Below are 14,821 nucleotides of genomic sequence, written 5' to 3'. Positions count from 1 at the left end.
TTTTTTAGTATTTGGCCGCCTATCTCATTAAATGAGAAATCAAGATAAAGCCAACTGCAAGATGAAATTTCTACTAAATTAAGCTATAATGAAGAGTATGAAAGTTCTACTTTATCTTGAAGGAAAATCGGTTCTTGAAAAATCAGGAATCGGACGGGCTCTCCACCATCAGATGCATGCCTTGGACTTGGCGGGGATTCCCTATACAACGGACATCTTGGGTGATTATGATGTCGTTCATATTAATACTTATGGGCCACGCAGCTTGATGTTGTTGCATGCTGCAAAACGCCGTGGCAAGAAGGTCATCATGCATGGTCATTCGACACGTGAGGACTTTGAAAATTCATTCATCGGTTCTAACCTCTTGGCCCCACTTTTTGGGAAATATTTGGCCCACATGTACCAAAAGGCCGATTACGTGATTACGCCATCTGAGTATTCCAAAAAATTGATTCAGTCTTACGGAGTTACCACACCAATCATTGCTGTTTCAAATGGGATTGATCTGAAAAAATACGGTAAGGATCCACGTAAGGAAGAAGTTTTCCGAGACTATTTTGGTATCGGGGAAGGACAGCCAGTGGTTATTTGTGCGGGGCTTTATTTCCAACGCAAGGGAATTGAAGATTTCGTCAAGGTTGCCGAAAAGATGCCTCATGTTCGTTTCATTTGGTTAGGTAGTATCAGTAAATGGTTGATCCCTAAGAAGATTCGAGACATTGTCAATGGTAAGCATCCTGATAATGTCAGCTTCCCAGGTTATTTCAAGGGAGCCGTCTTCCAAGGGGCTATGAGTGGTGCTAACGCCTTCTTTTTCCCATCATACGAGGAAACTGAAGGGATTGTGGTGCTAGAGGCCTTTGCCAGTCACCAGCATGTGGTCTTGCGTGATATTCCTGTTTATGAAGGCTGGGTTGATGACAAATCGGCCTCATTTGGGCACAACGTGGACGAATTTGTAGTAGCCTTGCAAGATATTATCGATGGTAAAGTGGACAAACGTGAAGAAGGCTATAAGGTTGCAGAAAGTCGCTCGATTGATGATGTCGCCCAAAAGCTTGTTGAAGCCTACAAAGAAGTATTGGAGATTTAAATGCGTATCGGATTGTTTACAGATACCTATTTTCCACAGGTATCAGGTGTTGCGACTAGTATTCGCACGCTGAAGACGCAGTTGGAAAAAATGGGACATACAGTCTTTATCTTTACCACCACTGATAGAGATGTTGACCGCTATGAAGACTGGCAGATTGTCCGTATTCCGAGTGTGCCTTTCTTTGCTTTTAAGGATCGCCGTGTAGCTTATCGTGGCTTTTCCAAGGCACTAGAGATTGCCAAACAATATAAGCTTGATATTATTCATACGCAGACAGAGTTTTCATTAGGTCTGCTAGGGATTGCCATTGCACGCGAACTTAGGATTCCTGTTGTGCATACCTACCATACTCAATATGAAGACTATGTCCGCTATATTGCCAAAGGTATGGTTATCCGTCCAAGTATGGTTAAGTACATTGTTCGTGGCTTTATGAGCGATTTGGATGGAGTCATCTGTCCGAGTGAGATTGTTTATGACCTTTTGCTCAAGTACAAGGTTGCAGCCGAAAAACGTGTCATTCCAACTGGGATTGAACTTGAAAAATTCCAACGTCCAGAGATTACTGAAGATGATGTAGCGGACTTGAGAACTAAGCTTGGTATCGCCTCTGATGAGACCATGTTGTTGAGCCTCTCTCGTGTGTCCTATGAGAAAAACATCCAGGCTGTGCTGGCTGCTCTCCCTTCTGTTTTGGAGGAAGACGACAAGGTGCGTTTGGTTGTGGCTGGTGACGGTCCTTACCTACCAGATCTTAAGTCTCAGGCCAAAAAACTTGGTATTCAGGACAAGGTGGTTTTTGCAGGTATGATTGCGCCTAGTGAGACAGCACTTTATTATAAGGCTGCTGATTTCTTTATTTCGGCATCAACCAGTGAAACTCAAGGATTGACCTATCTGGAAGCCTTGGCTAGCGGTACTCCGATTATTGCTCATGGAAATCCTTATTTGGATAATGTGATTACAGACCAGATGTTTGGAACGCTTTATTATCATGATAATGATTTAGCCGGGGCCATTTTGGAAGCAGCCATTGCAACGCCAGAAAAAGACGAGACTAAGTGGGCCGATAAGCTTTATGAAATTTCTGCGGAAAACTTCGGAAAACGTGTCTATGAGTATTACCTGGACCTTACGATTTCTAAGGATTTCCACAATGATTTGAATGGTGAAGATAGTACCATGAAACGCTTGACGCGTATGGTAACTTATTTGCCAACTAAGGCTATTACCTTGCCTGTTAATGGCTCTGTTCGTATCCTCAAAGGATCAGCCAAACAGGTCAAGAAAATCAGAAATATCACGAAACTTTTGGATTAGGAAAGCTACTAGATTTTCCTAGTCAGATAAAATCTTAGAATGGATTAATAAAAGAGATAATTAGCTTGAAAAATTACAGTTTCATGCTATAATAACGCATAGAGACATATCAGTCATGGGAAATCTTTCAGAGAGCGTGTGGTGCTGGAAATCACGCAGAGGACATGATTGGGACTACTCGATTAACTTTTTATGCAAACATAAAACGGTGGCTACGTTAGAGCCAATCAGAGGTGTAGGACAGACTCGTTTTTTGTCGTACATGAACTAAGGTGGAACCACGTTGCGACGTCCTTTTGAGGATGTCGCTTTTTTATATTTAAGATAGTAAAACGTTTCTGTTCCTGATTTCAAGAGCACCTCGATAATATTCATGCTAACAATAATAAAGGAGAATACGATGATTAACATTACTTTCCCAGATGGCGCTGTTCGTGAATTCGAATCTGGCGTTACAACTTTTGAAATTGCACAATCTATCAGCAACTCTTTGGCTAAGAAAGCTCTTGCTGGTAAATTTAACGGTAAATTGATTGACACAACTCGTGCAATCACTGAAGATGGAAGCATCGAAATCGTGACACCTGATCACGAAGACGCTCTTCCAATCTTGCGTCACTCAGCGGCTCACTTGTTTGCCCAAGCAGCTCGTCGCCTTTTCCCAGATATTCATTTGGGTGTTGGTCCAGCTATCGAAGATGGTTTCTACTACGATACTGACAATGAAGCTGGTCAAATTTCTAACGAAGACCTTTCTCGTATCGAAGAAGAAATGAAGAAAATCGTTAAGGAAAACTTCCCATCAATCCGTGAAGAAGTGACTAAAGACGAAGCGCGTGAAATCTTCAAAAATGACCCATATAAATTGGAATTGATTGAAGAGCACTCAGAAGACGAAGGTGGTTTGACTATCTACCGTCAAGGTGAGTACGTTGACCTTTGCCGTGGCCCACACGTACCATCAACTGGTCGTATCCAAGTCTTCCACCTTTTGAATGTTGCAGGTGCTTACTGGCGTGGAAATAGCGATAATGCTATGATGCAACGTATCTACGGTACAGCTTGGTTCGATAAAAAAGATCTCAAGGCTTACCTTAAACGCCTTGAAGAAGCTAAAGAACGTGACCACCGTAAACTTGGTAAAGAACTTGATTTGTTCATGATTTCTCAAGAGGTTGGTCAAGGTCTTCCATTCTGGTTGCCAAACGGTGCGACAATCCGTCGTGTCTTGGAACGCTACATTGTTGATAAGGAAGTAGCAGCAGGCTACCAACACGTATACACTCCACCAATTGCTTCTGTAGAACTTTATAAAACTTCAGGTCACTGGGATCACTACCGTGAAGACATGTTCCCACCAATGGATATGGGGGATGGAGAAGAGTTTGTCCTTCGTCCAATGAACTGTCCTCACCACATCGAAGTTTACAAACACCATGTGCATTCTTACCGCGAATTGCCTATCCGTATCGCTGAAATTGGTATGATGCACCGTTATGAAAAATCTGGTGCCCTTACAGGACTTCAACGTGTGCGTGAAATGTCACTTAATGACGGTCATACTTTCGTAACACCTGAACAAATCAAAGATGAGTTCCAACGTACGCTTCAATTGATTATCGACGTTTACGAAGATTTCAACTTGACTGACTATCGTTTCCGTTTGTCATACCGCGACCCTAAAGATACTCACAAATACTTTGACAATGATGAAATGTGGGAAAATGCTCAAAGCATGTTGAAATCAGCCATGGATGACATGGAACTCGACTACTTTGAAGCAGAAGGTGAAGCTGCCTTCTACGGTCCAAAACTTGATATCCAAGTGAAGACTGCCCTTGGTAATGAAGAAACACTTTCTACTATCCAATTGGACTTCTTGCTTCCAGAACGCTTTGACCTTAAATACATCGGAGCTGATGGGGAAGAACACCGTCCAGTTATGATTCACCGTGGTGTTATCTCAACAATGGAACGCTTTACAGCTATCCTTATTGAAAACTATAAAGGAGCCTTCCCAACTTGGTTGGCACCTCAACAAGTGACTGTTATCCCAGTTTCAAATGAAGCCCACACAGATTACGCTTGGGAAGTTGCTAAACAACTTCGTGACCGTGGTATCCGTGTTGAAGTGGATGAACGTAACGAGAAAATGCAATACAAGATTCGTGCGTCTCAAACACAAAAAATCCCTTACCAATTGATTGTTGGTGATAAGGAAATGGAAGACGGAACTGTTAACGTTCGTCGCTATGGACAAAAACAAACACACACTGAAGCTGTGTCAGAATTTGTAGAAAATATCCTTGCTGATATTGCTCGCAAATCACGCCCAGATGCCGAATAAATCAGAAAGTCGGTTAGCTAAGCTAGCTGACTTTTTAGTAGGATAAACCATGCACGTTTTTATGAAAAGACTCTTATTTCTGCTGGGAGCAGTCCTGCTCTTGTTACTGGCGAGCTTTACCTATCATAGATTGGCCTTGCAAAGAGAGAAGGCTTCTCTCAATCCTGTGGGGCAAATGGTGTCTGTGAATGGTCATGACATGAGTGTCTTTGTAAAGGGGGAGGGGCCACAAACTCTAGTTTTTCTTTCTGGTGCTGGAACAGCCTCTCCCATTCTAGATTTTAAAGACTTGTATGATGGGTTTTCGAAGCAGTATAAGATAGTCGTTGTTGAAAGGGCTGGCTATGGTTACAGTGAGGACACATCCAAGTCCCGAGATGTTTCTGAGGTTCTTTCAGAGACACGTCAAGCCCTAGCCAGGGCTCATGTCTCAGGTCCTTATATTATCCTTTCTCATTCGATGGCCTCCTTAGAGACACTTCTGTGGCAGGAAAAATATCCTAGTGAAGTGAAAGCTATCATTGGTTTAGATTGGGCCCTACCAGAAAGTTACTCTCATTTAACAATACATCCCCAGATTTTACGTATGGCTCGTTGGGGAAGTCAATTAGGCTTATTAAGGTATTTACCGAGTCGCTTATATGTGCCTAATGCCAATCTCAGTAGTAGTGACCACCGCCTCTATCAACGGATAGCCTATCGTCAAATTTTGTCAAAGGCTATGTTAAATGAGAGCCTGTCTGTTAAGGAAAATGCGAAAAAGGTTACTTCTAGCATTGATTCACAAATTCCAATCTTACTGATGGTCTCGAATGGTGGGGGTACTGGTTTTAGCCAGAAGGACTGGCGGCATTATGCGACTAGCTTTGCAAAGGACCAGAAAAATATCGAAGTGACTTTTTATGATTCTCCGCATTATCTTTATCACTATCAGACCAAAGAGGTAGTAGCAAAGATAGAGGGGTTCATCAAAGAGACGATTGATTAAATTTACGTATGTTATTGAGGAGAGATGTGATGCTCATTGGTTCAAAAGCCTTTCGAAACTTATGGGAGGACTGGCAAAGGGACTACCAGCCATTGCAGGTGCTAAAGCTATTGTTAGCTTATATAGGGATGCCAGAGGATTTATCGGGAGAGCTTGAAGAAACCCAACACCTTTTATCTTATTTTGATCCTGACTTGGCACCGCATGATTCCTTTTGGAAGGATGTCGTTAAATTGGTAGACCTGGCTTTTCCTGGTGATAGTTTGTCTAAGAATGCCTCTATTGAGAGACAAATCCATCAGCTACGTTACCTGATTTCTAGTCAACAGGCCCAGTATGTGAGGACGCATTATAAAAAGCCAGGGATGACAGATAAAGAAGCTTTGGCTGTCTATCTGAGATGGAAGCCTTTCACCATGTTTGATCAGGGACGTTTGCACCAAAAGATTTCTATCTGTGATGGCAAGGCGGTTTATCCTGATGGGATTCCAAGTGTTAATTTGAAAATTCTTCTCTATAATCGGATTGAGTTTATTCTGGATAGTCAGGGGAATTTTCTCAATGAGGTCGATGTGGAGCAGGTGACTGAGAGTGGGGTTGTTAATGGTGCCAGTTTTAACTATGGTAATTTCAAGCGCCACTGGCAATTGGATGTGGAGCCGGTCCAACCACATGACCCTGATTTTCGTAATCGAATGACTAGGGGCTTTCGTTCACCCAACAAATTGAAAAAACGTTGGGGACAGCAAGCGTCTGAACAGTTTGATAAATCTTTCTACAATCCAAAAGGCATCTATGCCCAGTCCCATAGGTCTTTGGCAAATGATGTTAAACACCAAGCCAGACTTTTTCTCGCTCTGGTTTATGGCTTTAAACCGGTTCAGAAAAAGCAAACAAAGGAGGTTCATATGTCTAAACAACCACAAAACAATAAAGGAACAGCGGTTCTAGGCTCACTAGTCTTTATGGCTTTATACGCCCTAGGTATTTGGCACAATGCTGTCCGAGGAAATATTCCCTTTCTCATTCTTTGGAGTGTTTTACTCCTTGTTAATGTCAGCTATTTGATTTTCCGCTTGAGAAAATAAAAAAAGAAAGTGATACAGACCTAAATGGTAAGAAATTTAGGTCTGTATCACTTTTTTGTATATTCAATGATAACTTACCACTTGCTTTCTTCTGGGATAATAATCCAGCAAATGATGTAGAAAAGAAAGCCTGTTCCGAATAAGAAAATCGCTGCAGCCCAAATGAGGCGAATAATGACAGGGTCGATATCAAGATATTTAGCAATACCAGAACAAACACCAGCAATGATTTTGTTGTTTGGATCTCGTCTGAGTTCTTTTTTCATATGATTTACCTCCGTATGCCTTATTATACCATAACAACTTGCGGTCTGGTATTAGCTTAAGGAAGCATGAAGTAGACGATACCCAGATATTGAAGCGCTGAAGCCAGCATGATGAAGAGGTGCCAAATCATGTGGAAGTATGGTTTTTTCTTAGCATAGAAAGCTGCTCCAACCGTGTATGACAATCCTCCAGCAAGCATGAGTCCCCAAAAGGCTGGGCCTGTCTTAGTGACGATAGCTGGAATGATAAAGATAACCAACCATCCCATCATTAGATAGAGGAAGAGGGAGAATTTTTCATTGATTTTTTTAGCAAAGATTTTATAGAGAATACCAAAAATTGTTGTTCCCCATTGAAGGATGATGATGCTATAGCCTAGCCAACCGCCAACCAATGAGAGGGCAACAGGGGTGTAGCTTCCAGCAATGGCGATATAAATCATGCTGTGGTCAATAATTCTTAGAACCATCTTGTGGGGTGAGTTGTAATCCATAGCATGGTAGATGGCTGAGCTCAAAAACATGAGGAATAGGCTGATAACGAAAACAGACATTCCGACAGCAGCAGTCATGCCGTAGCCGTTGTTGGCATGAACAGCAGTAATTGGCAGTAAGACCAACATGGCCACAGCTCCGACGGCGTGAGTCACACTGTTTGCCACTTCCTCACCAAAGCTAAGTTTTTTACTGAGTTTGAGGTTGGGAGAAGTATTAAAAGTAGCAGTATTAGACATTATTTCCTCCTTCAAGGTCGTTCAAAAGTTGATGAGTAGCTCGGTAGCATTGTAGCGTCTGACAGGCTGAGAGTATGACTTGTGGAGCTTCTTGGGGAAACTGACCATTCATACAGGCTACAAAGTCATTGTAGTAGCTCTTTTGACTTTCAGCATCTGTTCGTAGGATTTCCAAGGTTTTAGCAATCTCAGAAATCTCAAAGACGGTCTTTAGACTAGTGATGACAATAAGTCTAGCTACCTGAGCGGCATTATATTTTTTCTTGATGGGTTTTGCGACATGGCCATGTTTGACATAATTATTGACCATAGAGGCGGTTAGCCCCTTGTCGTTTGGTCCCAAAGTGCTTTGGGTGACCTGATTGACATAGAGCAAAACCTGATCCAAATAGAGTTCGATCTCTGGTAATTCTTCCCAGAGAGGGTATTGTTGTGTTGTCAAATTATAAAAACCTCTTTATCTAGTTTTCATAACTAGATTATAACATTATAGAAATTCAAGTCAAGTCAGAACTTGGAAGATATGAAAAAGATGTTGAGATAAAATTTCCAACATCTTTATTTTTTATGTGATAAGGCAGAGTGATTTTTTATGCTTTTGAATCACTTCTTATGGGGTTCTGAGTTTCTCCAAAATTGCTTGTGCAGTTTCTTGGTTCATATGTTTGGCCTTGAGAAGTTCAGCCAAAACTTGAGGCATTTCTTCAGGACTAGCTCCGGCTAACAAGGCCAGAGATTTGGCTTGGAGTCTCATATGTCCTGCTTGAATTCCTGTTGAAGTCAGAGCTTTGAGAGCAGCCAGATTTTGTGCCAAACCAAGAGAGACGATGATACTGGCTAGAGTTTTGGCATCTGGATGATTAAGCAAGTCATGGGCGATAGAAGCACTGGGGTTAAGTCCGATAGAACCGCCACGGGTTGCGATTGGCATGGGGAGGGTTAATTCTCCAACAAGTTCCTTAGCTTCCTGATCATAAGTCCATGTGGACAGACCACGGTAGCTACCATCCTTGCTAGCAAAGGCATGACTACCGGCCTCAACTGCTCGCCAATCATTTCCGGTTGCGATAACTAGGGCATCGATACCATTGAAAATTCCCTTGTTATGGGTAGCTGCTCGGTAGGGGTCTACCTGAGCCAGTTGGCTGGCCATCTCCATTTTCTTGGCTAGGTCATGTGCCTCTTCCTTATTTCGACTGAGGAAGCGTGTGCTAAGACGACAAGTCGCTGTCACAAGACTCTCAGTGGCTAGATTTGAGAGAATAGCCATAAGGCTTTGACCTTCTGACAGGTTTTCTAATTCTGGCACCAGGGCTTCCATCATGGTGTTGACCATATTGGCTCCCATGGCTTCTTGGGTATCAACGGCTAGATAGACAATGAGGAAGTTTCCTTTAGTCTCAGTCCAGAGCTTGCGAGGGCCACCCCCACGCTTAACAATAGAAGGGTGAGCCTCTTTGGCAATCTCAATAAGTTCCTGACTGGCTGCTTGAATTTTGCTTGAAGCAGAAACCTTATCAGGGACATCAAAGAGGGCGACTTGGCCAATCATCTGACGGTCATGAATCGTAGTTGTGAAACCGCCAGAGCGCTTAATGAGCTTGCTAGCATAGGAAGCAGCAGCCACAACTGAGGGTTCCTCGGTAACCATGGGAACCTGATAGGTCACACCATCTACCAATACATCTGGGCAAATGGCAAAGGGTAGTGTGAATCGACCAATAACATTTTCAGCCATTTGATTGGCTGTTTCAAGGGCAAGTTGTTGGTCCTTATCCAGAAGATCTTGATTTTCCTGAGACAAAAGAGCATTCTTTTTCAAATGCTCCTTACGTTCTTGCGGTGTCTTCTTGGAAAAACCAGTCCAAGAGAGTTTAGTCATATTAATTTCCTTTGTAGATATGTTGGTGTTCAGAGATTTCGGCTAAACGGAAAGCTCCGGTTTGGTAATCAGCGAATTGAGTAGAACCAGTGTCATCCAACTGAGCCTCTTCATAGAAAAGTTTTTCATAATCAGAAACGCTCAAGTGTTGACGTTTGGCAAAGATATCTAGACGATCCGAACGAAGCAGGTCTTTGTAACCTTCAACCAGACGTCCTGAGAAAATTTCAGAGACAGCTCCAGAACCGTAAGAGAAGAAGCCAATCTTATCTCCGGCTTTAAGGTCTTGCGACTGTTCAAGCAAAGAAAGAAGTCCAAGATAGAGTGACCCTGTATAGATGTTTCCAATTTGACGACTATAGGTAATTGAAGCATCAAAGTTATTTGTCAGACGCTCTTTATTCTCTGGATTCAAATCTTTTGGAATAATCTTGTTAAGTCCCTTAAGAGCTAGCTTAGGATAAGGAAGGTGGAGACAAAAAGCGGCAAAATCAGCAAAGTCAGCCTGATGGCGTTCTTGATAAGCTGCCCAAGTTGTCTTCAAACTGTCAAGGTACTGTTTGGTTGAATAGATGCCTTGAACATAAGGCGTTGAACTATAGTTTGGACGCCAGAAGTCCATGACATCACGAGTTTGTGCCACATTATCATCAGCAAGTTCCAAAATACGTGGATTCTGACTGACTAGCATAGCTACAGCACCAGCTCCTTGAGTTGACTCCCCAGAAGATCCGACACCATAGCGGGCAATATCACTAGCGATAATCAGAACTTTGCTATCTGGGTGGGCTGCCACGTGCAATTTAGCGTAGTTAAGTCCAGCTGTTGCAGCGTAACAAGCTTCCTTCATTTCAAAAGAACGGGCAAAAGGCTGAATACCTAAAAGACTGTGAACATAGACAGCAGCAGCCTTGGACTGGTCAATGGAAGACTCAGTAGCCACGATGACCATATCGATAGCTTTTTTGTCGTCGTCATTTAAAATATCAGCCGCCGCATCAGAGGCAAGCGTCACGATATCTTCTGTAATCGGCGTAATACTGGTTGCATCAAGCATCAGCCCCTTGCTGAATTTTTCAGGCTCCGCCCCACGGGCAAGAGCGAGATCAGCCATTTTTAGAACATATTGACTGGTCGCAAAACCAATCTTATCAATTCCAATAGACATATGATGTTTCCTTTTTTCTTCATTGTAGAGTATCCAGATGATACTAATCTATAGTGATTTTACCATAAAAGAGCGCTTTCGCCTTGAAAAAACTTTGATAGTTAGTTATATCTTATTTTTTGATAGGAACTGGGGGATTTTACACGACTTACTTTTGCTATTCCATAGCTTATATTTCTCATTTACACCAGAATAAGGTAAAATTGAAGTGGCACTCTAGTAGTTTTCTAGCTATGTTAGAGAAGTAAAGTTGTTTCTATATATGTTGCGAGCGTTAAATGTGACATTGAATAAAGAGGAAAATCATGACAAAAGCAGACACTATTTTTAAAGAAAATATCACTAAAATCATGGAAGAAGGCGTTTGGTCAGAGCAAGCACGTCCTAAATATAAGGATGGTACGACAGCCAATTCCAAATACATCACTGGAGCTTTTGCAGAATATGACTTGAGCAAGGGAGAGTTTCCAATTACCACTCTTCGTCCTATCGCTATCAAATCTGCTATCAAAGAAGTGTTTTGGATTTATCAAGACCAGACAAACAGCCTAGATGTCCTTGAAGACAAGTATAATGTGCATTATTGGAATGATTGGGAAGTTGAAGGCGTGCCTGCCAATAATGGGGACAAGCGTTCAATTGGTCAGCGTTATGGGGCGGTCGTTAAGAAGCACGATATCATTAACCGTTTGCTGGCTCAGTTGGAGGCTAATCCATGGAATCGTCGCAATGTCATCTCCCTTTGGGATTACGAGGCCTTCGAGGAGACAGCAGGACTTCAGCCTTGTGCTTTCCAAACCATGTTTGATGTTCGTCGTGTGGGTGAGGACATTTATTTGGACGCCACTTTGACGCAACGCTCTAACGATATGTTGGTGGCTCATCATATTAATGCCATGCAGTATGTGGCTCTTCAGATGATGATTGCCAAGCACTTTGGTTGGAAAGTTGGTAAATTCTTTTATTTCATCAACAACCTCCATATCTATGACAATCAATTTGAGCAAGCTGAAGAACTTCTCAAACGTCAGCCATCTGATTGCCAACCACGTTTAGTCCTCAATATTCCTGATGGAACTAATTTCTTTGATATCAAACCGGAAGATTTTGAATTGGTTGACTATGATCCTGTTAAGCCTCAACTCAAATTTGACTTAGCAATTTAATAAACGTTGATAATTTAAGTCCATAAAGAGCTGGCAAAGTTTTTTCCAAGCTCTTTTTCTCTTTTTTTGTTAGAATGGATTGTAAACTTAAAAAGAAAAGGAAATACTTTGTCTAAACAACTCATTGCTATTTGGGCGGAAGCTCGTAACCATGTTATTGGGAAGAATCACACCATGCCTTGGCATTTGCCTGCTGAACTGGCACATTTCAAGAAAACGACCATGGGCTCAGCAATTCTCATGGGGCGTGTGACCTTTGATGGCATGAACCGTCGTTGCCTGCCAGGACGTGAAACCTTGATTTTGACACGAGACGAGGACTTCGACTGTGAGGGTGTAACGACCGTTACGAGTGTTGAGGAAGCCCTAGCCTGGTTTGAACAGCAAGATAAGGATCTCTATATTGCTGGTGGTGCTGGTGTCTACAAGGCTTTTGATGGACATTATGATGCACTCATCAAGACAACTATTGAGGCTGATTTAGAGGGAGACACGTATTTTCCACAACTAGATATGACGGCATTTAAAGAGGTATCACACGAACGTGTGGCCAAGGATGATAAAAATGCCTACGACTTTATCATAAGTCGCTATGAAAAAGAAGGAGACTAGGTTCATGCAACGTAGTGTTTTTGGGTTATTTACTGCATTATTGGGGGTACTTTGTGTGCTCTCTGCCATTCCTGCCTTTCGCAAGAAACGTTATGGGTTAGCAGTTTTTCTCTTTTTAAATGCTTTTACCAACCTTGTCAATACTATTCACGCCTTCTATGGCACCCTATTTTAGAAAAGAGTGAGGAATAAATGGCTGGAAATCGTAATGAAGAAATGGTTTATTGTTCATTTTGTGGCAAAAACCAAGAAGAAGTAAAGAAAATTATTGCCGGCAATGGCGTCTTTATCTGTAACGAATGTGTGGCCTTGTCACAAGAAATCATTCGTGAGGAAATGGCAGAAGAAGTTTTGGCTGACTTGGCTGAAACACCAAAGCCAAAAGAACTTTTGGATATTTTGAACAATTATGTCGTGGGGCAAGACCGTGCTAAACGTGCCTTGGCGGTAGCTGTTTACAACCACTATAAACGTATCAACTTCACAGAAAGTCGTGAAGACAATGATGTTGATTTGCAAAAATCAAATATTCTCATGATTGGACCAACTGGTTCAGGGAAGACTTTCTTGGCTCAGACCTTGGCTCGTAGCTTGAATGTTCCTTTCGCGATTGCGGATGCGACATCATTGACTGAGGCAGGTTATGTGGGTGAGGACGTGGAAAATATCCTCCTCAAACTGATCCAAGCGGCAGACTTCAATATTGAACGTGCGGAACGTGGCATCATCTATGTCGACGAGATTGATAAGATTGCTAAAAAAGGTGAAAACGTATCAATCACTCGTGACGTTTCTGGTGAAGGGGTTCAACAAGCCCTCTTGAAGATTATCGAAGGAACAGTAGCTAGCGTTCCACCTCAAGGTGGCCGTAAACACCCTAACCAAGAGATGATTCAAATTGATACAAAGAATATTCTTTTTATCGTAGGTGGTGCTTTTGATGGTATCGAAGATATCGTTAAGCAACGTCTTGGTGAGAAAATCATTGGTTTTGGTCAAAATAATAAGGCTATTGATGATGACTCATCATACATGCAAGAAATTGTGGCTGAAGATATCCAAAAATTCGGTCTTATCCCCGAGTTTATCGGACGTTTGCCAGTCCTTGCGGCCCTTGAACAGTTAACGGTGGATGACTTGGTTCGTATCTTGACAGAGCCTAGAAATGCCTTGGTTAAACAGTATCAAACCCTCTTGTCTTATGATGGGGTTGAACTTGAGTTTGACCAGGATGCTCTTGAAGCTATTGCAAGTAAGGCGATTGAACGTAAGACTGGTGCGCGTGGGCTTCGCTCTATCATTGAAGAAGTCATGATGGATGTCATGTTTGAAATTCCTAGCCAGGAAGATGTGACTAAGGTTCGTATTACTAAAGAAGCCGTTGACGGTACAGCTGCTCCAGTTTTGGAAACAGCGTAAGGAGGACCTATGGCTGAAGAACAAGTCCTAAATACGCACAATGCTGAGATTTTGCTCAGTGCAGCAAATAAGAGTCACTATCCCCAGGATGACCTCCCTGAGGTTGCCCTAGCAGGACGCTCGAATGTTGGTAAATCAAGCTTTATCAATACACTTCTTGGTCGTAAAAACCTAGCACGTACTTCTGGGAAACCAGGAAAAACCCAGTTGCTCAATTTCTACAATATTGACGACAAGCTACGCTTTGTGGATGTGCCAGGTTACGGTTATGCCCGTGTTTCTAAAAAAGAACGTGCCAAATGGGGGAAAATGATTGAGGAGTACCTCGTGACTCGAGACAATCTTCGTGTGGTTGTTAGCTTGGTTGACCTCCGACATGAACCAACTCAAGACGATATCCAAATGTATGAATTTCTTAAGTATTATGAAATTCCAGTTATTGTTGTGGCGACTAAGGCTGACAAGATTCCTCGCGGAAAATGGAATAAGCACGAATCTATCATTAAGAAAAAACTCAATTTTGATAAAAATGACCATTTTATCGTCTTTTCATCAGTCACACGTGACGGTTATGATGAGGCATGGGATACGATTTTGGCAGAATTGTAAGAAAAGCTCGGAGCAATCCGAGTTTTTTTCTTGTGATAGTCTTTAACTATCTCTTTGATAGTTTTCACTTATTATCCAAGGAAATGATATTGTGATAAGCTTGTTTTATCACATATATTGGAG

General features: G+C 42.1%; 15 protein-coding genes. 10 read left to right on the top strand and 5 right to left on the bottom strand.

Annotation, left to right across the window (positions count from 1 at the left end; all coding sequences use genetic code 11):
- Positions 1 to 97: 97 nt before the first annotated feature.
- The 5 genes from NST80_RS07555 to NST80_RS07535 all read left to right on the top strand — a co-directional run bounded on the left by NST80_RS07555 (position 98) and on the right by NST80_RS07535 (position 6,842).
- Positions 98 to 1,096, top strand: coding sequence for a glycosyltransferase (locus NST80_RS07555; RefSeq protein ID WP_045771897.1), 999 nt, complete (start codon positions 98 to 100; stop codon positions 1,094 to 1,096).
- Positions 1,097 to 2,419, top strand: coding sequence for a glycosyltransferase family 4 protein (locus tag NST80_RS07550; protein ID WP_070849618.1), 1,323 nt, complete (start codon positions 1,097 to 1,099; stop codon positions 2,417 to 2,419). It begins immediately after the preceding gene.
- 400 nt (positions 2,420 to 2,819) lie between these two features.
- Positions 2,820 to 4,766 carry a threonine--tRNA ligase gene (gene thrS, locus NST80_RS07545; RefSeq protein ID WP_045768979.1) on the top strand — a complete coding sequence of 649 codons (1,947 nt, stop codon included), beginning with the start codon at positions 2,820 to 2,822 and terminating at the stop codon, positions 4,764 to 4,766.
- Between the two features lie 49 nt (positions 4,767 to 4,815).
- A complete protein-coding gene (locus NST80_RS07540) occupies positions 4,816 to 5,754 on the top strand; it encodes an alpha/beta hydrolase (protein ID WP_045001872.1) in 939 nt (312 codons plus the stop codon).
- Positions 5,755 to 5,783: 29 nt separating this feature from the next.
- Positions 5,784 to 6,842 carry a DUF3114 domain-containing protein gene (locus NST80_RS07535; protein ID WP_045768978.1) on the top strand — a complete coding sequence of 353 codons (1,059 nt, stop codon included), beginning with the start codon at positions 5,784 to 5,786 and terminating at the stop codon, positions 6,840 to 6,842.
- 74 nt (positions 6,843 to 6,916) lie between these two features.
- Here the strand turns inward: NST80_RS07535 and NST80_RS07530 are convergent, their stop codons facing one another.
- The 5 genes from NST80_RS07530 to NST80_RS07510 all read right to left on the bottom strand — a co-directional run bounded on the left by NST80_RS07530 (position 6,917) and on the right by NST80_RS07510 (position 10,892).
- Positions 6,917 to 7,108, bottom strand: coding sequence for a PspC domain-containing protein (locus NST80_RS07530; protein WP_002886147.1), 192 nt, complete (start codon positions 7,106 to 7,108; stop codon positions 6,917 to 6,919).
- Between the two features lie 56 nt (positions 7,109 to 7,164).
- Positions 7,165 to 7,842 carry a hemolysin III family protein gene (locus NST80_RS07525; protein ID WP_002886236.1) on the bottom strand — a complete coding sequence of 226 codons (678 nt, stop codon included), beginning with the start codon at positions 7,840 to 7,842 and terminating at the stop codon, positions 7,165 to 7,167.
- A complete protein-coding gene (locus tag NST80_RS07520) occupies positions 7,835 to 8,284 on the bottom strand; it encodes a DUF1836 domain-containing protein (protein WP_002885964.1) in 450 nt (149 codons plus the stop codon). The genes NST80_RS07525 and NST80_RS07520 overlap by 8 nt, the downstream gene beginning before the upstream one ends.
- Positions 8,285 to 8,452: 168 nt before the next feature.
- Entirely contained in the window at positions 8,453 to 9,724 is a 1,272-nt protein-coding gene (locus NST80_RS07515) for a hydroxymethylglutaryl-CoA reductase, degradative (RefSeq protein WP_004182960.1), read from the bottom strand.
- A gap of 1 nt (position 9,725) precedes the next feature.
- The gene (locus NST80_RS07510; RefSeq protein WP_183138247.1) at positions 9,726 to 10,892 is read right to left on the bottom strand and encodes a hydroxymethylglutaryl-CoA synthase; all 1,167 of its coding nucleotides are present in this window, start codon (positions 10,890 to 10,892) and stop codon (positions 9,726 to 9,728) included.
- Between the two features lie 305 nt (positions 10,893 to 11,197).
- Between NST80_RS07510 and NST80_RS07505 the strand changes: the two genes are divergently transcribed.
- The 5 genes from NST80_RS07505 to yihA all read left to right on the top strand — a co-directional run bounded on the left by NST80_RS07505 (position 11,198) and on the right by yihA (position 14,698).
- Positions 11,198 to 12,058, top strand: coding sequence for a thymidylate synthase (locus tag NST80_RS07505; protein WP_014633426.1), 861 nt, complete (start codon positions 11,198 to 11,200; stop codon positions 12,056 to 12,058).
- A 108-nt stretch (positions 12,059 to 12,166) separates the two neighbouring features.
- Positions 12,167 to 12,670: a dihydrofolate reductase gene (locus NST80_RS07500; RefSeq protein WP_045001870.1), complete on the top strand. Its 504-nt coding sequence runs from the start codon at positions 12,167 to 12,169 to the stop codon at positions 12,668 to 12,670.
- Positions 12,671 to 12,674: 4 nt separating this feature from the next.
- The gene (locus NST80_RS07495; protein WP_002886174.1) at positions 12,675 to 12,845 is read left to right on the top strand and encodes a hypothetical protein; all 171 of its coding nucleotides are present in this window, start codon (positions 12,675 to 12,677) and stop codon (positions 12,843 to 12,845) included.
- A gap of 17 nt (positions 12,846 to 12,862) precedes the next feature.
- Positions 12,863 to 14,089, top strand: coding sequence for an ATP-dependent Clp protease ATP-binding subunit ClpX (clpX, locus tag NST80_RS07490; RefSeq protein ID WP_002890340.1), 1,227 nt, complete (start codon positions 12,863 to 12,865; stop codon positions 14,087 to 14,089).
- A gap of 9 nt (positions 14,090 to 14,098) precedes the next feature.
- Complete coding sequence (gene yihA / locus NST80_RS07485; protein WP_002885996.1) at positions 14,099 to 14,698, top strand: ribosome biogenesis GTP-binding protein YihA/YsxC; 600 nt, start codon at positions 14,099 to 14,101, stop codon at positions 14,696 to 14,698.
- Positions 14,699 to 14,821: the final 123 nt, after the last annotated feature.

It is taken from the genome of Streptococcus sp. FSL K6-1323, assembly GCF_038630745.1.
In the GTDB taxonomy this organism is placed as follows: Bacteria; Bacillota; Bacilli; order Lactobacillales; family Streptococcaceae; genus Streptococcus; species Streptococcus salivarius_D.
This window is presented reverse-complemented; position numbering and strand designations above follow the sequence as displayed.